Origin of the sequence: Aromatoleum buckelii (assembly GCF_012910785.2) — a bacterium.
Lineage (GTDB): Bacteria > Pseudomonadota > Gammaproteobacteria > Burkholderiales > Rhodocyclaceae > Aromatoleum > Aromatoleum buckelii.
Map to the genome: position 1 here is coordinate 1,227,260 of NZ_WTVH02000010.1, position 19,787 is coordinate 1,247,046.

The window sequence follows — 19,787 nt, forward strand, 5'->3', positions numbered from 1 at the left end:
TCACCCCATGCAGTGGTCGAAAGCCCCGACGAAGCCAGAAACTCAGCAAATCAAACGGCAGCGTATTGTCCCGTCTATCGCGTTGAGTTCGTCGAACGCCACTTGGCGCGCTTCGGCGTCGACGTCGATGACCACATAGCCGACGTGCTGGGTCGTCTGCAGGTACTGGGCGACGATGTTCAGCCCGGCTTGCGAAATGCGGTCGTTGATGCGGGCGAGCATGCCCGGAACGTTATGGTGGATGTGCAGGACGCGGCACTGGCCTTCGTGCGCGGGCAGCGACACTTCGGGGAAGTTCACCGCCGAAACCGTCGATCCGTTGTTCGCATAGCGGGCGAGCTTGGCCGCGACCTCGCGCCCGATGTTCGCCTGCGCTTCGGCCGTCGAGCCGCCGATGTGCGGAGTCAGGATGACGTTGTCGAAGCGCAGCAGCGGGGAGACGAACGGTTCGTCGTTGGACTTCGGTTCGGCCGGGAACACGTCGATGGCCGCGCCGAGCAGATGGCCGGACGCGAGCGCGTCGGCGAGGGCGTCGATGTCGACGACCGTGCCGCGCGACGCGTTGATGAGGAAGCTGCCGGGCTTCATCGCACCGAGGCGAGTCCCATCCATCATGTTCCGCGTCGCCGGGGTCTCGGGGACGTGCAGGCTGACGACGTCCGACGCCGCCAGCAACTCGTCGAGCGACCCCAGCTGATGCGCGTTGCCGAGCGACAGCTTGGCCTCGATGTCGTGATATACGACTTTCATGCCGAAGTGCTCGGCGAGCACGCCCACTTGCGTACCGATATGGCCATAGCCGACGATGCCGAGCGTCTTGCCGCGGATCTCCCACGAATTGCTCGCGCTTTTCATCCATCCGCCGCGATGCAGCAGCGCGTTTTTCTCCGGAATGCCGCGCATCAGCATGACGATCTCGGCGAGCACGAGCTCGGCCACGCTGCGGGTATTCGAGAACGGCGCGTTGAACACCGGGATGCCGAGCAGCGCCGCCGCCTCCAGGTCGACCTGATTCGTGCCGATGCAGAAGCAGCCGATGCCGAGCAATTTCGGTGCGTGTCTGAGCACTTCCTCGGTGAGCCGGGTGCGCGAGCGGATGCCGACGAAGTCCGCGTCGGCGATCGCATGGAGGAGCTCGTCGCCGGTCAGCGCACCGGGGCGCGCATCGACGCGCGAATAGCCGCTCGTGGCGAGCGTCTCGACCGCGGTTGCGTGAATGCCTTCGAGCAGCACGAACCTGAAATCGAAGTGGTGCAGCGGTGAATTTTGCATGATCGGGCCTCCCGCCGTCCGGTGAATGCTCGTCCGGCCCGCCTCGCGCCCGCAGGCCCCGCAGCAGGGCTCACGACGATTCGTGGAGACAGGCGAAATAGTACGGCACGCGCATCAGTGCGTAGTGTGCGCCTGCATCCCTGACTTCGTTGCGACCACCGGAAAAACGGTGTGTTTCGCTGAAGATCGCCGGATCGTCGTCGTCGTTTTTGCCGGTGCGGAACGCCCAGGCGAAGCACTGCGTTCCGGCCGGAATTTCATCGTCGACCGCTTCGGCGACGCCGGTGTTCGCGATCGCCAGGTTCGCGGCGCTTTTTTTCAGTGCTCCTTGCGCCATTTCGCGCGCGACTTCTTCGCTCGTCAGGTTGAAGCGTTCGATCGTCTCCCGCTTCACGCCGAGGCACTGCTCTTTCGCTTCGCACGAATAGACCACATACGCGCAGTCGAGCAGCGCGCCGGCGCCCGGGATGTCTGCCAACCGCGCCGCGATCAGCCCGGCGGTACAGGACTCGGCAGTCACCAGCACGAGCCCGTTCTGCTTCATGAACGCTGCAATGTCTTCGATCGGTTCCATTTTCATCGCGTTTCCCGTTGTCGCGCAGCACCGCCCGGAGCGGCGTCGTAAGCCGGTCGAGCAATTGCGGTGCCTCGCCAGGCGGTGGTGAACACGGACTATCGACGCCGCCGATCGCGATGCAACGTCCGGGTGAGGGACGGCAACATGAGGCCCAGCGCGAACGCGAGATAGACCACGGCCAGCGATTCGGGACTCAGGCGGCGCTCGAATCCGGGCGTCAGCCGTTCCGGCGTCAGACGCAGATCGACGAAGCATGCGGCGGCCGACACGCCGAGCGCCGTGGCGATCGTGCGCGCTGCGCCGACCCGCGGTCCGGCGCGGGCAATGCGTTCCTCGAACAGCAGCGCCCACAGGATCGACATCGCATGGTGGATGCCGGCGCCCGGGAGCGTATATCGCAGGGAAGGCTTCTGCTGGCGCAGCGCGACGCCGCGCCAGATCCAGTGGCTGACCGCATTGACCGGCGCGAACACGCTGCAACAATCGCGCTGGCCGCCGCAGGCAAGCGCGACCAGCGAGACGATCCCGGCACCGCTGCCGGAAACAACGGCGTGGCGCAGCACGCGCAGCCAGTCGGTCATGGTTCGCTCCGTCGGTCTGGATGATGGAAGAGGGCGGGAGCCCGCTTTTGCGTCACGTATGCAAGCGCGGAGCCCGCGTGCAGGAGAAGCGCGATGAACATCCTGATCACCGGCGGAACCGGCTTTCTCGGCAGCCATTTCGTCACTCGGCTCGCACGCGAAGGGCACCGGCTGACCCTCGCCGTGCGCGACCCGCAACGCGCCCGCGCCCGTTCGAATGCCACGGCGCTCGACTATGCTGCAGTCGATTTCATGCGCGCGACCCGCAGCGCCGACTGGCTGCCGATGCTCGGCGGAATCGACGTCGTCATCAACGCGGTCGGCATTCTGCGCGAAAGCGGGGGGCAGACGTTCGACCTGCTGCATCGGCAGGCGCCGGCGGCGCTGTTCTCGGCGTGCGCCCAAGCCGGCGTGAAGCGGGTGATCCAGATTTCCGCGCTCGGTGCGGATGAGCACGCGCAAAGCGGTTACCACCGGAGCAAGCGCGCCGCCGACGAAGTGCTGCTCGGGCTGCCTGTTGCGGCCGCGATCGTGCAGCCTTCGCTGGTGTATGGGGCCGGCGGCACGAGCGCACGGCTTTTCGGCGTGCTCGCGTCGCTGCCGCTGATCCCACTGCCGGGGCGCGGCGACCAGCGGGTGCAGCCGGTGCATATCGACGACCTGGTCGAACTCGTCGTGCGGCTGGTCGACGGCGAGCTGCCGGAAAACTCGCGCATCGCCGCAGTCGGGCCGCATGCGCTGACGCTGCGCGAGTTTCTCGCGGCGCTGCGCAAGGCGCTTGGCATCACGCGTCCGCCCCATTTCATCCCGGTGCCGGATGTGCTGACCGACAGTGCGGCAAAAGTCGCCTCGATGCTGCCCGGCGCGCTGCTCGACGTCGAGACGCTTGCGATGCTGCGGCGGGGCAACACTGCCGACCCATCGATGATGCGCCGGCTGCTTGGCCGCGAACCGCGCGGGGTCGAGGACTTCATCCCGCGTCGTGAGGCCGGCGCGGCGCGCCTCGGCGTGCAGCTGCAATGGCTGCTGCCGGTGCTGCGCGCGAGCATCGCGTTCGTCTGGATCCTGACCGGCATCGTCTCGCTCGGCGTCTTCCCGGTCGCCGACAGCCATGCGCTGCTCGCCCGGGCCGGCGTGCCGGAAGCGCTGCGTCCGGCCGCGCTGTACGGCGCCGCGCTGCTCGACCTCGCGCTCGGCGTGCTGATGCTCGCCGGGCGAGGGCGCGCAGCGGTGCTCGTCGTGCAGGCGGGGCTGATCCTCGCTTATACCGCGATCATCAGCTGGAAGCTCCCCGAGTTCTGGCTCCACCCCTATGGCCCGGTATCGAAGAACTTGCCGATGCTCGCGGCAATCTGGCTGCTGTACGAACTGGAATCGCACCGGTGGAATACCAATACCTGATCGTCAAGTGGGTGCACATCCTGTCGTCGACGGTGCTGTTCGGCACCGGCATCGGCAGCGCGTTCTATCTGCTGCGCGCGAGCCTCGAACGCGATCCGCTTGTCGCCGCATCGGTTACGCGCAGCGTCGTCGTCGGCGACTGGCTGTTCACCGGCACCACCGTCGTGCTGCAGCCGCTGACCGGATTCTGGCTGACCGCGCTGGCCGACGTCCCGCTCGACAGCCGCTGGATTGCCTGGTCGCTGGTGCTCTATGTGCTCGCGGTCGCGTGCTGGCTTCCCGTCGTCGTGATCCAGATCCGCCTGCGTGATGTCGCCGTCGAAGCGGCGGAAAACGCTCGTCCGCTGCTCCCGCCCCGCTACTGGCGACTGTTCCGTGTGTGGTTTGCGCTCGGCGTGCCGGCATTTCTTGCATTCGTCGGTATCTTTTACCTGATGGTCGCCAAGCCGATATGACATTGACCGGACGCCGGCAGCCTTCCGCTGCCGCGGGACCGGCCCTTGCTCCATCGGCTGCGGACCGGTCGCCCGGCCATGGAGCAAGGGACTGGTCCGGACTTTCGGCGACGACCTTCCGGGTCGATCTTCCGGCGGTCTTGTGTGGCCGCTTCAACAATCCGATCGAGGAGAAACATCATGAACAAGTCGAGCCTGCCCACCGGTCTCAAGGACGCCCTCGGCGCCCTGCTCGAGGATCACCGCAAGGTCAACAAGCTCTTCGGCGACTTCGAGAAGGCGAAGACGAGCGAGGAGAAAGCCGAGATCGCCCGCACCGTCTGTAATGAACTGACAGTCCACGCAACGCTCGAGGAAGAGCTGTTCTATCCTGCCGTGCGGGAAATCGATCCCGAGAAGTTCGGCGATCTGCTCGACGAGGCGAAAGTCGAGCATGCCACCGCGAAGGACCTGATCGCGCAAATCGAGGCGATGGGCCCGGACGACGAACTGTTCGATGCCAAAGTCACAGTGCTCGGCGAATATGTCAAACACCACGTGAAAGAGGAAGAAGAGGAGCTGTTTCCGAAACTCGTTGCGGAGAAGTGCGACCTGCGCCCGATCGCCGAGAAAATGGAAGCACGCCGCCCGGCGCTGTCGAAGGCGGCATAGCCGGAGTCCGGGGCGGCTGCTCAAGGGCCCGATTTGCCGCGATTGTCGCCTTGACGCGGCAGGGGGCTCCTTCTACAATTCGCGCTCTTCGCCGACGGGCGGTTAGCTCAGCGGTAGAGCACTGCCTTCACACGGCAGGGGTCACTGGTTCGATCCCAGTACCGCCCACCAGTTTCCGGCGAAGACACCGCAGCCCCCAGGGCGGTTAGCTCAGCGGTAGAGCACTGCCTTCACACGGCAGGGGTCACTGGTTCGATCCCAGTACCGCCCACCACACACGACCCTGAAGCTGCCCGGCTTCGGGGTTTTTGTTTTTATGCCTCACCCGCCGCAGCCCCGGTCACGACAGGGGACGTCCGGGCGAAGGCGTAGAATCCAGAACTTTCGACCCGGCTCCGCGCCCCTATCCCCATGGCTTCCAACGTTCGCACCCGTTTCGCCCCGAGCCCGACCGGCTACCTCCATATCGGCGGAGCGCGTACCGCCCTGTTCTCGTGGGCATTCGCCCGCCGGCATGCCGGAACCTTCATCCTGCGTATCGAGGACACCGATGTCGCGCGCTCGACGCCCGCTGCGGTGCAGGCGATCCTCGACGGCATGAGCTGGCTCGGGCTCGACGCCGACGAAGGGCCGTTCTACCAGATGCAGCGCATGGACCGTTACAAGGCGGTGATCGGGGAGATGCTTGCCGCAGGCACCGCGTACCGCTGCTATGCGTCCACCGAAGAACTCGACCGCATGCGCGAGGAGCAGCGCGCGCGCGGCGAAAAGCCGCGTTATGACGGGCGTTGGCGGCCCGAGCCGGGCAAAGTGCTGCCCGCACCGCCCGCCGGCGTCGAGCCGGTCGTGCGCTTCCGCAATCCGGTCGAAGGCGTCGTCGCGTGGGACGACCTCGTGAAAGGGCGCATCGAGATCGCGAACGCGGAGCTCGACGACCTCGTCATCGCGCGCGCCGACGGCACGCCCACCTACAACTTCTGCGTCGTCGTTGATGACCGGGACATGGGCATCACGCATGTGATCCGCGGCGACGACCATGTGAACAACACGCCGCGTCAGATCAACATCCTGCGCGCGCTCGGCGCCGAGGTGCCGCTGTATGCGCACCTGTCGATGATCCTCGGCGACGACGGCGCGAAGCTGTCGAAACGTCACGGCGCCGTCAGCGTGATGCAGTACTTCGATGACGGCTATCTGCCAGAGGCGGTCATCAACTATCTCGCGCGTCTCGGCTGGAGCCATGGCGACGACGAGATCTTCACGCGCGAACAGTTCGTCGCCTGGTTCGATCTCGACCACATCACGCCCTCGGCGGCGCAGTTCAACACCGAGAAGCTCAACTGGCTCAACGCGCACTACATCAAGCACAGCGACGACGCCCGTCTCGCGGCGGACGTCGCCAGCCGGCTCGCGCGGCGCAGCGTCGATCCGGAAACCGGGCCGCGCCTCGAATCGGTCGTCGCGCTGTACAAGGAGCGGGTCGCGAACCTGAACGAGCTCGCGGATGCCGCCGAACTTTATTGCGTCGAAGCCCACCCGTCCGACGAGCTGCTCGCGCAGCACCTGACCGACGCCGGCAGGGCGGCGCTTGCGAGCCTGAAAGCCCGCCTTGCCGACGTGGCGTGGGAAAAGTCGGCGCTGAACCAGGCAATCAAGGACACGATGGCCGAACACGGGCTGAAGATGCCGCAGGTCGCGATTCCGCTGCGCGTCGCCACGCTCGGCGTTGCACAGACTCCGGCGATCGACGCCGTGCTCGAAGTTCTCGGGCGTGAGCGGGTGCTTAAGCGAATCGGCCGCTACGTCTGAGCGGAGCGGCAGGAGCAGAATCCTCCTGCTCCTGCCGGGGGGGGGCAGCAGCAGGGCGCCCTTCCCGGCGCGTAACCGACGCCCGCGGGCGCCGGCGCGAAACGAAAAAAATCCCCGCGCCGCCTAAGCGGTTTCGCGGGGAGGGCTTCACTTCGCAGCCAACCCGGGGGTTCCCCGGGACTTGCGGAGGATTTCCTTCTGGCTGCCGGTCAGGCGGCCTTGCGCGCTTGCTTCGCCGTCGCGGTGACGATCGGCTGCAGCGCGTTGCTGGCGGCAGCGAGGTTCGACTCGGTGACGTCGCGGGTCGTCTTGATCATGTTCTCGTACGCGGCGCTGGCATTGGTCATCGCGGTCTTCATTGCTGCGACGACGTCGGCTGCGCCGGTCGGGCCGGTTTTGGCGACGCTGTCGAGCAGCTCGTGCATCGACTCCGACACTTCGTTCAGACGCTGCGTATTGAGCTCCGCGACCTCGCTCTGGGTCTTTGCGCACAGATCGTTGAAGCTGCGGAAGTATTCCGCGGCCTGTTCGAACACCTTGCCTTGCGTACCCATGCGCGCCGCGATCTGGTCGCGCATGTCATTGCTCGCCGTCAACGGGGCGGCATTCGCCGTCGCGGTGCTGCACAGCGTGCGGGCCGTCTCGATGTTGAGCGCGACGAGCCGCTCCGACGCATTCAGGACAATCTCGGCGAACGACTGGAAAGCCTGGAGGTTGCCGTTTGCTGCCTGCGTCAGTTTCTGTACGGAAGGAAGAGTATTCATATTTGAATTCCTGAAAGCATATTTATTCTGATCTCGCCGAAGCGAGCTTCGTTGCCCGGTGTCGAAAGGTTCGGGAGGCCGGCTCCCTTCTTTTCCACGTAGCCCCGCGTCAGTGACGCGGACCGAGTCCAGATGCATAAAACGACAATCACTCCGGGCACGAGGAATGCTACTTGCAGGCCCATTTTGGGGCCATACGGGGATCGGCGTGTTTGACGTCCATGAAAACAGGTAGTACGCGCGAAAAAATCTTCAGTCAGCCGGTAACGGTCGTTATTCCGCTGCGAATCGCATACTTCGTCAGTTCGGCAACGCTGTGCAGATCGAGCTTGCGCATGATGTTGCGGCGGTGCACCTCGACGGTCGAGGGCGCCAGGTGCAGTCGGTCGGCGATGCGGGTCGACGTGTAGCCTTCGGCGATCAGCTGCAGCACCTGACGCTCGCGCGCAGTGATGCGGGGCGCGGAGATGTCTTTCGGTGCGTTGTCGAGCAGCGCGTTGGTGACCGTCGCGGCGACGTCGGGGCAAAGGTAGGTCTTCGACTGCTGCACGGTGTGGATCGCCCGCAACAGCTCCTCGCCGGCCTCGGCCTTCGTCACGTAGCCGGTCGCGCCGGCGTTGAGCAGATCCAGGACGAACTGGCGGTCGGAGAATGCCGAGAGCCCGATCACGCGCACATGCGGGCGGATCGCGAGCAGGCGGCGCGTCGCCTCGATGCCGTTCATCCCCGGCATGCCGATATCGACGCAGGCGATGTCGACCGGCTGGTGGCTGATGAGATCGATCAGCTCGTCGCCGTTGCTCGCTTCGCCGACGATGCGGATTCCCGGCTCCTTCTCGAGCATCGCGCGCAGCGCGTGACGAAACATCTGGTGGTCGTCGGCCAGTACGATGCGGATCGTCATAAGGTCCCCGGTCCTGTTTGGAACATGCGGTCGCTGGCGCGACGCGAAGGATGTTGTCGCGTTTTCCATAGAGTACTCAGTGCGTGAAGGTCGAAGGTCACGGTGATTTCTGTCCCGGATTCAGGGTTGGATGTGATGGTGAAACGGCCGCCCGCGAACTCCGCCCGTTCCTTCATCGTGATCAGTCCGAGGCCGGGCTTCGAACCGCTCTCGCCCAGCAGACAGGAGTCGAAGCCGACTCCGTCGTCGGAAATCTTCATGATGAGGGCCTCGTCGGTCTCCGCCAGTTGGAGGTGAATCGTTCCCGCATCGGCATGCTTGGCGCAGTTCGTCAGCGCTTCCTGGGCGATGCGGAACAGCAGCGATTGAACGTTCGGCAGAAGCTGGGTCTTCAGAGGTGCCAGATCGAGGCGTACCGCAGTGCCGGTCCTGCGCGCGAACTGTTGCGCGTAATCCTGCAGCGCGGGGATAAGGCCGGCGTAATCCAGTGTCGCCGGGCGAAGGTTCGTGCAGATCTCCCGAATGCCGGCGGCGGTGTCGAGCAGGAGGGCCTGAGCGTCGCCGAGCATCGGCTCCAGCTCGGTCAATACCGACGGCGGCAGTGCGTCCGCGAGGTTCGACAGCGTCAGCTGCAGCGCAGCGAGGTTCGGGCTCGCGCGGTCGTGGAGTTCGCCGGCGAGTTTGCGTCGTTCGTTTTCCTGCACATCGACCATGTGCCGCGACAGTTCGGCAAGGCGCGCTTCGTGAGCCGCGCGCTCGATCTCGAGCTGCTTGCGCGCCGAATTGTCCGACAACATCGTGCGGGTCGCGACGAAGTGGCCCTCGGCATCGAGGATCGCGGTCGAGTCGACCTGCACCGGCAGCCTGGATCCGTTGCTGCGGATCAGCTCGAGCTCCAGGCTCTGGAAGAGCCCGGTCTGCTTCAGGCGCAGGAACTGGTCCAGAAAGAGCGGCTGGCTGTCGGGACTCAGGATGTCGGTCATCTTCATCCTGCCGACGACTTCCTCGCGTTCGTGGCCGAGCCAGTTCAGCGCGGTGTCGTTGATGCGGATGATGACGCCATCGGCGTCGATCGACTGGTAGCCGCACGGCGCGTTCTGGTAGAGGTCCTCGATCTCGAGCGTCTTGCGGCGAAGCTGCTGTTCGGCGAGCTTGCGCTCGGTGATGTCCTGGACGGTGCCGAACAGCTTGTACACCCGCCCGTTGGCGTCCTTCAGCGGGACGATCTAGGTCGCGTGGTGGTGCACGGCGCCCGACGGAAGGGTGATCGTCTGTTCGAGTTCGCAGCGCTCGCCGGTGTCCATCGCGTGGCGGAAGCGGGCGCGGGTTTGTTCGCGCGTGTCCGGCTCGTAATAGGCGAGGGCCTCGTCGAGGTCCGGCGCGCCCATTTCCAGCGGCCGCCCGAATAGATGGAAGAGCTCGGGCGACCACGTCATCGCGCCGGTTTCGCGGTCCAGCTCCCAGTCGCCGATCCGGCCCACCGCCTGCGCTTCCTGCAGTCGTGCCTCGCTTGCCCGCAACGCCGCTTCGGTGTGGCAGCGCAGCGCCTCGCGGTCGAAATGGTCGAGCGCGAAGGAAACGTTGTCCGCCATCTCTTCGAGCAGCGCGACCGCTTCGTCGTCGAAACGGTGCGCCTTGCCGCCGTACACGTTGAGCCTGCCGAACAGTGCGCCGTTGTGCTGCAGGGGCAGGGAAACGAGGCACGCCAGACCGTGAGCGGCTGCGGCGGCATGCCACGCAGCGAGATCCGGGTCCGCTGCGATGTCCGCCACGATCGACGGCACCAGATCGCCTCCTGCCGTCTCGGCGCGGTCATGGCGCTCGATGCTGCTGGGGTTCGCCCCTGTCCTGATGCCGTCCACGTAGGAGGCGGCCGGGCCTGCCGCTTCGACCGGGATGATGTAACCGCTCAGCGGATCGTGAAGCCCGATCCACGCGAGCTTGAACCCGCAGTGGCGCACGCACGCGTCGCACACCGCGCGATACACCTCCTCGGGCTTCGAACTGCGCATCACGGCCTTGTTGGTTTCGGAGATGGCGCCGTAAAGCTGGGAAAGGCGAAGCGCCCGGGCGCTGGAAAGCTGTTTCTCGATAGCGTCGAAGCGGCCCATCAACGCAATCGACGGCTCGAGGCCGAAATGTTCGGCAACCCGTTCGAGATCGAACTCGGCGCTGTGCCCCCTGTTCGACTCGCCGGCAAGGATCCCGAGCACGTGACTCGCCTTGCCTGCGGCGGCTTCCCTGACCGCGCGCTTGATGTTCAGCGCGCCGATCCCCCATTTCTCCCAGCCCGGCGCGGACCATAGCGGCTTTCCGAGGATTTCGTCCGCCGGGATGTCGAAGAACGCAACGAGACTCCGGTTTGCCCGCAACAGCGTGCCGTCGCAACTCAGCAGGCCGAGCATCTGGTCGGTGCTGTCGACGAGGGCGGCGTCCACATTTGCGGGAGCGATCCATGCCGCCCGATTATTCCCGGTCATCGAGTACCCACTTTTCGAACTGTCGCATTGCGTCGGTTGCACGAGACGCCGGCTGGTTTCCACCGGTCATCCCGCGTTCCCGTCGCACTCGAGCGCACCGAAAGCGCCGGCGCAATCGCGCTTCGTGCTTCCGGCGCAGGCAAACGAAATAAACGGCGATTTAAGCGACACCCGCGCTGCGGGCATCCGGGATCCGGTTGTCTCCTCCACCCGGATCGGTCCGACTCGCAAGTCGGTCATGCAGCTCGATAATCCCATCGGACATACCTTCATCTGAACATCATGATTCCGGTGCGCCCTGCCGCCTGTGCCGGCGGCTGTCGAAATCGGCCTGCTGTTTTTTCGAATAGTTTCAAGTTGGTGCGATCTTACGCAAGGGGGGAGGGGGTGCAAATACCGTAAAGCGTGTACCTGTCGCGCCGGAATGTGCCCTCATGATAGACGCAAATTACCCCTCCCGCGTCATGCCGCGTACCGGTCGCAGCAGGTAGCGCGCGGGATCGAGAGCGTCGACGAGGTCACGCTCGAGCGGCAGCGGTTCGCCTGCGAGGCGGCTGGCGAGCAGCTCGGCGGCAAGGCTCGCCCACACCAGGCCGCGCGCGCCGAAGCCGGCCACCGCATACAGCCCGGGGTGGCGGGGAATCTGCGCCAGCGGCGTGGCACGGTCGGCGCGCAGGACGGCGGGAACTTCACCGACCATCGGCAGGCGGTCGGGGGATGCGGGGCGGAACCCGACGCGCCCCGCGAGGCCGGCGATCCTGACTTCCTTTGCGTAGCCGGGAAGGATGAATTCGAGTTTTGCGAGGTTTTCGCGCTGGTCCGCGTCGCGCAGCGCCGGCTCGTCGTCATCGACCGAGAACGTCGCCCCTGCGCTGCGCACGCCGTCGAGCGCCGGGGCGACGTAGCCGAGCCGACATACCACGACGTTCGGCGAGCTGCCGGTCGCGGCGGGGAAATGCGTCACTTGGCCGCGCGCGCTGCGCACTGGAAGCGCTGCCGCCTGCGGCACGGCGCGAATGCCCACGCCGTTCGCAAGCACGGCGACCGGAGCGCTGGCGATCGCCTTGCCGTCGGCGTCGAACGCGGTCCAGCCATCGACGCTCGCTTCGAGCCGCTGCATCGCGCGTCCGTAGTGACAGCGGATGAGGTCGGGACGGGTCATCAGGTTCGCCGCGCAAAGACTCGGCGGAGAAACCCACGCGCCCTGCGGAAACCACCAGCCGCCAACCGGCAGCGGCCAGCCGGCGAGCGCCGAGGCTTCATCGCGTTCGACGAAACGCAGGTAATCCGACGGCGGACGATGGGCTTCGACGATGCGGCGCTGCTTGCCTTCGTGGACCGGGTCGCGCGCCAGATGCAGCACGCCGCACGCGTCCCAACGCACCGGCAGGCCGGCTTCGGTCAGCCGGCGCAGATGATGCAGGCCGTACAGTGCGCCGGCGCGCGTGATGCGCGCCAGCCGGTTGTCGTCGAGGCTCGGCAGCGGGCGCAGCACGCCGGTCAGGTTGCCGGACGCCCCCTCGCCGGGGCCGCCCGCCGCGTCGATGACGTCGACGCGCCAGCCGCGAGCCGCGAGCCGCTCCGCAGTGGCGCTGCCAGCGAGCCCGGCACCGACCACCAGCGCATGCTTCGCCGCGGGCGACGCCGGCAGGGGCGCGACGCCGCGGTGGCGCGCCCGGCACATCTTGCGCTTGCTGCCGAAGCCGGGCGCTTTTTCGCAGTCGAAGCCCGCCGCGATCAGCGCCCGGCGCACGTCGCCGCACACCGACCAAGTCGCGAGCGTCGCGTCGGGCGCGGCCAGCCGGCCGAGTTCTGCGAGCAGCACGGCGGACCAGAGTTCCGGATTGCGGGCCGGCGAGAAACCGTCGAGAAAGAACGCGTCGGCATGGCATTCGAGCTGCGGCAGCAGTTCGCGTGCGTCGCCGAGCAGCAGCGTCAGCACGACGCGGCCGCCATCCAGATGCAGGCGGTGCATGCCGGGTGTCAGCGCCGGCCAGTTGTCCGCCAGTTCGGCGGCCAGCGGCGCGAGCTCGGGCCAGCGCGCGTGCAAGGTCGCGAGGTCTTCCCGCGTGAAGGGATGGCGTTCGACCGAGACGAAATGCAGGCGCTCGCAGCGCTTTGGATCGGCTCGCCACGCTTCCCAGGTCGCGAGAAAGTTCAGCCCGAAACCGAAGCCGGTTTCGAGGATCGTGAAGTGCTCGCGCCCCTGCCAGCGCTCGGGCAGGCCGTTGCCGGCGATGAAGACGAAACGCGCCTGTTCGAGCCCGCCGCCGCGCGGGTGATAGACGTCGCCGAAGGCCGCGGAGCAGGGCGTGCCGTCGTCGGTGAAAGCCAGGCGGGCGGGATCGATGGGCACGGGTACAGACTCGGAAACGACAAGGCGCCTTGCGGCGCCCGGATTGGGGTGTGACGGACCGGCCGGGATCACTCCGAGCGCATCTGCGGGAACAGGATCACGTCGCGGATGCTCGGGCTGTCGGTCAAGAGCATCACGAGGCGGTCGATGCCGATGCCGCAGCCGCCGGTCGGCGGCAGGCCGTATTCGAGCGCGCGAATGTAGTCGGCGTCGTAGAACATCGCCTCCTCGTCGCCGGCTTCCTTCGCCTTGACCTGCTCGAGGAAGCGCGCCGCCTGGTCTTCCGGGTCGTTCAGCTCGGAGAAGCCGTTGGCGATCTCGCGGCCGACGATGAAGAGCTCGAAACGTTCGGTGATCTCCGGGTTCGCGTCGTTGCGGCGCGCGAGCGGCGACACCTCGGCGGGGTAGTCGATGATGAACGTCGGCTCCCACAGCTCGGCTTCGGTGGTCTCCTCGAACAGCATCAGCTGCAGCGTGCCCAAGCCCGCGCCGTCGCGCAGCTTGGCCTTGAGGTCGATCAGCTTCGCGCGCAGCCAGGCTTCGTCGTTGAGCTGCGCGATCGAGAAGCCCGGGTGGTACTGGTGGATCGCCTCGACGATCGTCAGTCGCGCGAACGGTTTCGACAGGTCGAGCTCGCGGCCCTGGTAGACGAACACTTCGGTGCCGAGCGCCTCGCGCGCGGCTTGGCGCAGCAGGCCTTCGGTGAAGTTCATCAGGCTCTTGTAGTTCGCGTAGGCCTCGTAGAACTCCATCATCGTGAATTCGGGATTGTGGCGCGGGCTCAATCCTTCGTTGCGGAAGTTCCGGTTCACCTCGAAGACTTTCTCGAAGCCGCCGACGACGAGGCGCTTGAGGTACAGCTCCGGCGCGATGCGCAGGAAGAGTTCCATGTCGAGCGCGTTGTGGTGCGTCGTGAAGGGCTTGGCCGCGGCGCCGCCCGGGATCGGGTGCATCATCGGCGTCTCGACTTCGAGGAAGCCGTGGCTGACCATGTAGTTGCGGATCGACTGCACCATGCGGCTGCGCGCGACGAACGTGAAGCGCGTCTGCTCGTTCATGATCAGGTCGACGTGGCGCTGGCGGTATTTCTGCTCGACGTCGGTCAGGCCGTGGAACTTGTCGGGGAGCGGGCGCAGGCTCTTCGTCAGCAGGCGGATTTCGGTGCATTTCACCGACAGCTCGCCGGTGCGCGTCTTGAACAGCGTGCCGACGGCACCGACGATGTCGCCGCTGTCCCAGCGCTTGAAGTCGGCATAGACGTCCTCGCCGACCGCGTCGCGCGTGACGTAGAGCTGGATCTGTCCGGAGAGATCCTGGATCGTGACGAAGCTCGCCTTGCCCATCACGCGCTTGAGCATGATGCGCCCGGCCACTTTCACTTCCACCGGCGTCGCGTCGAGCTCGTGCGACTCCTTTTCTCCGTAGATTTCATCGAGCTTGCCGGCGATGTTCTCGCGCGAGAAATCGTTCGGGAAGGCCCGGCCCCCGGCACGCCAAGCGGCCAGCTTTTCGCGCCGCTCGGAAATGATGTGATTCTCGTCCTGCGAGGCGGCGGGAGTGTTGTTCTGGTCGCTCATGAATCGGCAAGGGGCATAAAAGCGGTGATTGTGGCACGTGGAGGTGACACGGGCAAATTGGCGCCGGCGCGCCGCGTGCGTCGGCCGTGCCTCAGAGGCGCGAACCGGCGTCCGCATGGCGAAATAATTGCAGCCACGCGCGGCCCGGGCTCAAGTCGCAGGCCACGATGCCGTAAGGGCAAGCGGGCCATGCAAACGGGAACTCCGATGTTTTCGCAATTATACGAATGGGTTGAAAAGACGTTCTGGAACTCGCTGACGAAGAAGCTGTGCAGTTTTCTCCTGCTTTTCTTCATCGACCTGTTGTACGTCGCCATCTACGTCCATCAGCAGAGCCAGGTCCGCGAGCTGCTGGCGGCGGGCGAGGTGGCGCAGGCGGCTGCGCAGAAGATCATCGCGTCGCTCGACGGCGGGCTGCACCTGATGATCGCGCTGACGGCGATCGCGCTGTGCGCCAATATCGGCCAGATCCTTTACCTCCGCCACCTCATCGTGCGGCCGGTGCGGGTCATCACCGGGATTCTCAACGAGATCGCGCAGGGCGAAGGCGACTTCTCGCGCAGCCTGCCGCTGGCAACGCACGACGAACTGCGCCAGCTCGCGATGAGCTACAACCGGTTCGCGGCGAAGATGCGCCACATCGTCAGCGAAATCCGCACCCGCAGCGTGAGCATCGCGCGCGACGCCGTCAGGGTCAGGACCCACGTCGAGAGTTCGGCGCAGGACGCGCAGACGCAAGGGACGATGACCGAAGTGGTGTTCGCCGCGAGCACGGAGTCGACCGCGGCGATCGAGAGCGTATCGGCGAGCGCACAGAACATTTCGGCTTCGACGACGAAGAACCTCGAGATCGCGCGCGCTTCGCTGCACGAAATGCAGGATATCGCGGGGAAGATCAACGCGGTCAGCGAGAAAATCCTGCATTTCAATCACACCGTAGACGATCTGTCGGAGCGCTCCGAGAGCGTCAGGCAGATCGCTTCGTTGATCCGCGCGATCGCCGACCAGACGAACCTCCTCGCCCTGAATGCGGCGATCGAAGCTGCGCGTGCCGGCGAAGCAGGGCGCGGCTTCGCGGTCGTCGCCGACGAAGTCAGGAAGCTCGCCGAAAGGGTGAATCGGGCCACCGAGGAGATCACCGACAACATCGACGGCATGATCGGCCGCGTCATGACGACGCGCGCGGAAAACGTCGTCATCAACGCGGACGTGCTGCAGGCGCGCGAAGTCGTCGGGAAATCCGCCGAGCATTTCGAGTTCATGGTCGGCGAATTCGAGACTACCGGCGAACAGCTGCAGCAGATCGCCACCGCGATGGAGCAGCTGTCGGCGACGAACGGGCAGGTGCATCAAAACGTCACGACGATCCACGAGGCGTCGGGCGCGGTCGCGGCGAACATGGTGGAATCCGAACAGTGCACGGTCGAGCTTTCACGGGCCACCGAAGCGGTGCAGGAGCTCGTGTCGCGGTTCCGCATCGGGGAAGGGGCGTTCGATCACGCGATGGACCAGACGCGGGTCTTCCGCGACCGCATCCAGGCGCAACTCGACGAAATGGCGCGAGCGGGCATCGACATTTTCGACCGCCGCTACCAGCCGATCGCGAACACCCGGCCGCAGAAGTTCAAAGTGTCCTGGGGCGACGAGTACGGTCGCCGCTGCCAGCAGCTGCTCGAGGATTGCCTCGCGGCGATTCCGGGCTGCGTCGCTGCGGTCGCGGTGAACACCGACAGCTACCTCGCCGCCCACAACCTGAAATACTCGCGCCCGCTGACCGGCAAGCCGGACATCGATCTCGGCGGCAACCGCACGTGCCGGAAGTTCGACCGGCCAGCCGAGCTGCGCGCCGCGCGGAACACGGAAGCCGTGCTGCTGCAGACCTTCCTGCGCGATACCGGCGACATCCTGTGCGACATCGCGATGCCGGTCATGATCGCCGGGCGGCACTGGGGCAACGTGCGCGTCGGCGTGCCGGTGGAATCGCTGCTCGCGGCCTGACCCGCCGCCGCCCCCGAGCGAGGATCAGCGGCCCTGATTCTGCTCGGGAAGGACGATGTTGACTTCCAGGACTTCGTAGTTGTTCTGCTTGTCGAGATGCACCTTGATGTCGTCGGAATTGACCGAGACGTACTTCGAGATGACCTCGATCAGCTCCCGCTGCAGGGCCGGCAGGAAGTCCACTTTCGGCGCGCCGTCGCCGCGCTCGTGCGCGATCAGCAGCGACAGGCGGTTCTTCGCGATCTCCGCGGTCTTCTTCTTCTCGCCGAAGAGGCGCGCAAGGAATGTCATTTCACCTGCCTCCGAAAAGGCGCTTGATCAGCCCCGGCTTTTCGTAATTGACGAAGCGCAGCTCGCGTTCGTCGCCGAGGAAGCGGGCCACGACGTCGGAATAGGCTTCGGCGACGTCGCTGCCTTTCAGGTGGATCGCCGGCAAACCCTGGTTGGACGCCTGCAGCACCGATTCCGATTCGGGGATGACGCCGATCAGCGGCACCCGCAGCAGCTCCTGGACGTCCTTGTACGACAGCATTTCACCGTCGTCGACGCGCTTGGGCGAATAGCGCGTGACGAGCAGGTGCTCCTTGATCGGTTCGTCGCTTTCGGCGGCGCGGCGCGACTTCGACTGCAGGATGCCGAGGATGCGGTCCGAGTCGCGCACCGACGAGACTTCGGGGTTCGTCGTGATGATCGCCTCGTCGGCGAACGTCAATGCCAGCACGGCGCCGCGCTCGATGCCGGCCGGCGAATCGCAGACCACGTAGTCGAAGCCCATGTGCTCGAGTTCCTTCAGCACTTTCTCGACGCCTTCCTCGGTCAGCGCGTCCTTGTCGCGCGTCTGCGAGGCCGGCAGCACGAACAGGTTGTCGCAGTGCTTGTCCTTGATCAGCGCCTGGTTGAGCTTCGCCTCGCCGTTGATGACGTTGATGAGGTCATACACGACGCGGCGCTCGCAGCCCATGATCAGGTCGAGGTTGCGCAGGCCGACGTCGAAGTCGATGACCGCGGTCTTGAAGCCGCGCAGTGCGAGTCCGGAAGAAAATGCCGCGCTGGTGGTGGTCTTGCCCACGCCACCTTTGCCTGATGTCACGACGACGACTCGAGTCACGGTATACCCTTTTCTTTTCTTAAGATGGAGCCGCGCTCAATCGAGCTGCAGCGGTTCGATGCCAAGCTTGTAGTCGGATTCGCTCGCGAGCAGCCGGACGAGCGCGGCACGCCCGGCGACCGCTTCCGGAATGCCTTGTTCGAAAGTGCGGAAAATGCCGGCGATCGAGACGATCTCCGGGCCGAAGTTGGTCGATACGATGCGCGCCGAAGGGTCACCCTGCGCGCCGGCGATCGCGCGCCCGCGCAGCGGGCCGTAGCAGTGGATGCTGCCGTCGGCGATGACTTCGGCGCCGTTGCTCATCCCGGCGAACAGTACCAGGTCGCCGCCGCGCGCATAGACCTGCTGGCCCGAGCGCAGCGGACGGTCGACGAACAGGGTCGCCGCCCGGGGCTCCGCGGCGGGAGGCGGGGGCGGACTGCGGTGCCGGAGCGGGTGCCGGGGCCGGGCGGGGTGCGGCGGCCGGCCCGTTCTGGCGGTCGCGCAGCTCGGCGCCGTCGAGGACCGCCAGCCCTGCCTGGCGCGCTGCCGCGGCGAGATCCGGCGGAAGGTTGCGCACGCCGACCGGCTGCAGCCGGTAGCGGCGCAGCAGGCTCATCAGCCCGGTCCAGTCGATGCGCGCGGGCAGGTCGGCGAGATCGGCAAAATCGAGCACCGCGGCATCGCCGCTGAAGAAATCCGGCATCCCGCCGAGCATCATGTGCAGCGCATCCGCGAGGCGGGCCGGTTCGGCTTCGCGCAGCACCGCGATGGTCGCGCCGAGGCTGGCGTTGCGAAACTCGATCGGGCGGATGGCAGGGGAGGACGCGGACATGGGCGGGATGGGTGGCCGAAGGGGTCGCTGAAAGGCTGGGAGTCTACTGAGCGGCAGGGATTCGGGCAAGGCTGGCGGGATATGCCGGCAGCGCCCCGTGCAAAGCCTTCCGGCAGCCCGGAGAACCCCTCGTCAGTGCAGCGACGACGGCGGTGTGCCCGGTTCGGGATGCGAGGCGAAAAGGGCGTCGATCTCGGCGGGCTCGAAGCGGTAGTCGTGGTTCGACAGGTCGTCGCGCACGACCAGCTCGCCATGCTCCTCAATGATCCGCCTGACTTCCGCTTCGCCGAGGCTGCGCAGCATGCCGATGACCTTGTCGCGGTCGGCAGGCCAGTCGTGCGTCACCGGGCGGGCGTCGAACAGGCGGACGTTCTCTTCGGCGAACAGCCGCCCGAGCAGGGTTTCCGGCGCGAGCGTCAGCAGCTCGCCGGGCTGCACGGTCTGGGCCAGCAGGTGGGCGCGCGTCCAGCCGTCCTCGTCGCGCGCGTCGGCGCCGGGCAGCTTCTGCAGGAACAACGCGGCGGCCGCATCCTCGTTGCATGCGAGCCAGATGCCGGCGGGCTGCTGCTCGGACTGCATCAGGTAGTGTTCGAACGTCGCCGCGATGCTGTCGCCTTCGAGCGGCACGAGGCTGCGGTAAGGCTGGTCGAGCGCGGGGATGTCGAGCGTGAGCTGCAGGATGCCGTCGCCGATCAGATCCTTCAGGCCGCCGTCCGCGGGAATGTCGCCGTCGATCGCGGCGAACGCGCGCAGGTTCAGCGTCTCGGTGCAGTCGACGACCAGCAGCTTGAGCGCCCGCTCGCCCTGGATCTGGAACGTCAGTCGCCCGGCCTGCTTCAGGTTCGCGGTGATCAGCGCCGACACGGCGCTCATTTCGCCGAGCAGGCGCGCCACTTCGGCAGGGTAGTCGCGCCCTTCCTGCAGCGCTTTCCAGACGTCGTCGAGACGCACCACCGCGCCGCGGATGTCGAGGTCGTCGAGCAGGAAACCGCGGACGTAGCTCGGATTGGAAGTCATGCAGAGATTCCTGTTGTTGCGCG

Annotated in this window: 17 protein-coding genes, 2 tRNA genes and 1 pseudogene; 7 read left to right on the forward strand and 13 right to left on the reverse strand. The window is 66.2% G+C overall.

Annotation, left to right across the window (positions count from 1 at the left end):
* Window positions 1–42: 42 nt before the first annotated feature.
* The 3 genes from serA to GO608_RS16420 all read right to left on the reverse strand — a co-directional run bounded on the left by serA (window position 43) and on the right by GO608_RS16420 (window position 2,430).
* Window positions 43–1,272, reverse strand: coding sequence for a phosphoglycerate dehydrogenase (gene serA, locus GO608_RS16410; protein ID WP_169198675.1), 1,230 nt, complete (start codon window positions 1,270–1,272; stop codon window positions 43–45).
* 70 nt (window positions 1,273–1,342) lie between these two features.
* Window positions 1,343–1,852 (reverse strand): CinA family protein, encoded by a 510-nt coding sequence (locus tag GO608_RS16415; RefSeq protein WP_247003235.1) that lies wholly within the window; start codon window positions 1,850–1,852, stop codon window positions 1,343–1,345.
* 92 nt (window positions 1,853–1,944) lie between these two features.
* On the reverse strand, window positions 1,945–2,430 hold the full coding sequence (locus GO608_RS16420; protein WP_169198676.1) for a hypothetical protein: 486 nt from the start codon (window positions 2,428–2,430) through the stop codon (window positions 1,945–1,947).
* A 93-nt stretch (window positions 2,431–2,523) separates the two neighbouring features.
* Here GO608_RS16420 and GO608_RS16425 point away from each other — a divergent pair, with 93 nt between their 5' ends.
* The 6 genes from GO608_RS16425 to gltX all read left to right on the forward strand — a co-directional run bounded on the left by GO608_RS16425 (window position 2,524) and on the right by gltX (window position 6,746).
* Entirely contained in the window at window positions 2,524–3,831 is a 1,308-nt protein-coding gene (locus GO608_RS16425; RefSeq protein ID WP_169198677.1) for an NAD(P)H-binding protein, read from the forward strand.
* Window positions 3,813–4,286 carry a DUF2269 family protein gene (locus GO608_RS16430; protein WP_169198678.1) on the forward strand — a complete coding sequence of 158 codons (474 nt, stop codon included), beginning with the start codon at window positions 3,813–3,815 and terminating at the stop codon, window positions 4,284–4,286. Before GO608_RS16425 ends, GO608_RS16430 begins: the two co-directional genes overlap by 19 nt.
* 180 nt (window positions 4,287–4,466) lie before the next feature.
* Window positions 4,467–4,937: a hemerythrin domain-containing protein gene (locus GO608_RS16435; RefSeq protein WP_169198679.1), complete on the forward strand. Its 471-nt coding sequence runs from the start codon at window positions 4,467–4,469 to the stop codon at window positions 4,935–4,937.
* A 96-nt stretch (window positions 4,938–5,033) separates the two neighbouring features.
* Window positions 5,034–5,108, forward strand: a tRNA-Val gene (locus GO608_RS16440).
* A 28-nt stretch (window positions 5,109–5,136) separates the two neighbouring features.
* Window positions 5,137–5,211: transfer RNA gene (locus GO608_RS16445), tRNA-Val, on the forward strand.
* 137 nt (window positions 5,212–5,348) lie between these two features.
* Window positions 5,349–6,746, forward strand: coding sequence for a glutamate--tRNA ligase (gltX, locus tag GO608_RS16450; protein WP_169198680.1), 1,398 nt, complete (start codon window positions 5,349–5,351; stop codon window positions 6,744–6,746).
* 209 nt (window positions 6,747–6,955) lie between these two features.
* Here the strand turns inward: gltX and GO608_RS16455 are convergent, their stop codons facing one another.
* The 6 genes from GO608_RS16455 to lysS all read right to left on the reverse strand — a co-directional run bounded on the left by GO608_RS16455 (window position 6,956) and on the right by lysS (window position 14,827).
* Complete coding sequence (locus GO608_RS16455) at window positions 6,956–7,510, reverse strand: phasin family protein (RefSeq protein WP_169198681.1); 555 nt, start codon at window positions 7,508–7,510, stop codon at window positions 6,956–6,958.
* A 256-nt stretch (window positions 7,511–7,766) separates the two neighbouring features.
* A complete protein-coding gene (locus GO608_RS16460; protein ID WP_169198682.1) occupies window positions 7,767–8,414 on the reverse strand; it encodes a response regulator in 648 nt (215 codons plus the stop codon).
* Window positions 8,411–9,610, reverse strand: a complete 1,200-nt coding sequence (locus tag GO608_RS16465; protein ID WP_247003237.1) for a PAS domain-containing sensor histidine kinase — start codon at window positions 9,608–9,610, stop codon at window positions 8,411–8,413. The genes GO608_RS16460 and GO608_RS16465 overlap by 4 nt, the downstream gene beginning before the upstream one ends.
* A gap of 30 nt (window positions 9,611–9,640) precedes the next feature.
* Entirely contained in the window at window positions 9,641–10,894 is a 1,254-nt protein-coding gene (locus tag GO608_RS16470; RefSeq protein WP_247003239.1) for a GAF domain-containing protein, read from the reverse strand.
* Window positions 10,895–11,342: 448 nt separating this feature from the next.
* Window positions 11,343–13,250 carry a bifunctional tRNA (5-methylaminomethyl-2-thiouridine)(34)-methyltransferase MnmC2/FAD-dependent 5-carboxymethylaminomethyl-2-thiouridine(34) oxidoreductase MnmC1 gene (gene mnmC, locus GO608_RS16475; protein WP_169198683.1) on the reverse strand — a complete coding sequence of 636 codons (1,908 nt, stop codon included), beginning with the start codon at window positions 13,248–13,250 and terminating at the stop codon, window positions 11,343–11,345.
* 68 nt (window positions 13,251–13,318) lie between these two features.
* On the reverse strand, window positions 13,319–14,827 hold the full coding sequence (lysS, locus tag GO608_RS16480) for a lysine--tRNA ligase (protein WP_169198684.1): 1,509 nt from the start codon (window positions 14,825–14,827) through the stop codon (window positions 13,319–13,321).
* A gap of 207 nt (window positions 14,828–15,034) precedes the next feature.
* Here lysS and GO608_RS16485 point away from each other — a divergent pair, with 207 nt between their 5' ends.
* Window positions 15,035–16,825: a methyl-accepting chemotaxis protein gene (locus GO608_RS16485; protein WP_169198685.1), complete on the forward strand. Its 1,791-nt coding sequence runs from the start codon at window positions 15,035–15,037 to the stop codon at window positions 16,823–16,825.
* A gap of 24 nt (window positions 16,826–16,849) precedes the next feature.
* Here the strand turns inward: GO608_RS16485 and minE are convergent, their stop codons facing one another.
* From minE to hslO, 4 genes and pseudogenes are all read right to left on the reverse strand, one after another.
* Window positions 16,850–17,116, reverse strand: a complete 267-nt coding sequence (gene minE / locus GO608_RS16490; RefSeq protein ID WP_169198686.1) for a cell division topological specificity factor MinE — start codon at window positions 17,114–17,116, stop codon at window positions 16,850–16,852.
* A 1-nt stretch (window position 17,117) separates the two neighbouring features.
* Entirely contained in the window at window positions 17,118–17,933 is an 816-nt protein-coding gene (gene minD, locus GO608_RS16495) for a septum site-determining protein MinD (RefSeq protein WP_169198687.1), read from the reverse strand.
* Between the two features lie 36 nt (window positions 17,934–17,969).
* Window positions 17,970–18,747, reverse strand: a pseudogene (gene minC / locus GO608_RS19710) (septum site-determining protein MinC).
* Between the two features lie 132 nt (window positions 18,748–18,879).
* Window positions 18,880–19,764, reverse strand: coding sequence for an Hsp33 family molecular chaperone HslO (gene hslO / locus GO608_RS16510; protein WP_169199771.1), 885 nt, complete (start codon window positions 19,762–19,764; stop codon window positions 18,880–18,882).
* Between the last annotated feature and the right edge of the window lie 23 nt (window positions 19,765–19,787).

What these genes read in the sequence shown, in the direction of transcription:
- serA (WP_169198675.1), bottom strand. Translation starts at nt 1,272, where the DNA reads ATGCAAAATTCACCGCTGCACCACTTCGATTTCAGGTTCGTGCTGCTC.
- GO608_RS16415 (WP_247003235.1), bottom strand. Translation starts at nt 1,852, where the DNA reads ATGAAAATGGAACCGATCGAAGACATTGCAGCGTTCATGAAGCAGAAC.
- GO608_RS16420 (WP_169198676.1), bottom strand. Translation starts at nt 2,430, where the DNA reads ATGACCGACTGGCTGCGCGTGCTGCGCCACGCCGTTGTTTCCGGCAGC.
- GO608_RS16425 (WP_169198677.1), top strand. Translation starts at nt 2,524, where the DNA reads ATGAACATCCTGATCACCGGCGGAACCGGCTTTCTCGGCAGCCATTTC.
- GO608_RS16435 (WP_169198679.1), top strand. Translation starts at nt 4,467, where the DNA reads ATGAACAAGTCGAGCCTGCCCACCGGTCTCAAGGACGCCCTCGGCGCC.
- gltX (WP_169198680.1), top strand. Translation starts at nt 5,349, where the DNA reads ATGGCTTCCAACGTTCGCACCCGTTTCGCCCCGAGCCCGACCGGCTAC.
- GO608_RS16455 (WP_169198681.1), bottom strand. Translation starts at nt 7,510, where the DNA reads ATGAATACTCTTCCTTCCGTACAGAAACTGACGCAGGCAGCAAACGGC.
- GO608_RS16460 (WP_169198682.1), bottom strand. Translation starts at nt 8,414, where the DNA reads ATGACGATCCGCATCGTACTGGCCGACGACCACCAGATGTTTCGTCAC.
- GO608_RS16470 (WP_247003239.1), bottom strand. Translation starts at nt 10,894, where the DNA reads ATGACCGGGAATAATCGGGCGGCATGGATCGCTCCCGCAAATGTGGAC.
- lysS (WP_169198684.1), bottom strand. Translation starts at nt 14,827, where the DNA reads ATGAGCGACCAGAACAACACTCCCGCCGCCTCGCAGGACGAGAATCAC.
- GO608_RS16485 (WP_169198685.1), top strand. Translation starts at nt 15,035, where the DNA reads ATGTTTTCGCAATTATACGAATGGGTTGAAAAGACGTTCTGGAACTCG.
- minE (WP_169198686.1), bottom strand. Translation starts at nt 17,116, where the DNA reads ATGACATTCCTTGCGCGCCTCTTCGGCGAGAAGAAGAAGACCGCGGAG.
- hslO (WP_169199771.1), bottom strand. Translation starts at nt 19,764, where the DNA reads ATGACTTCCAATCCGAGCTACGTCCGCGGTTTCCTGCTCGACGACCTC.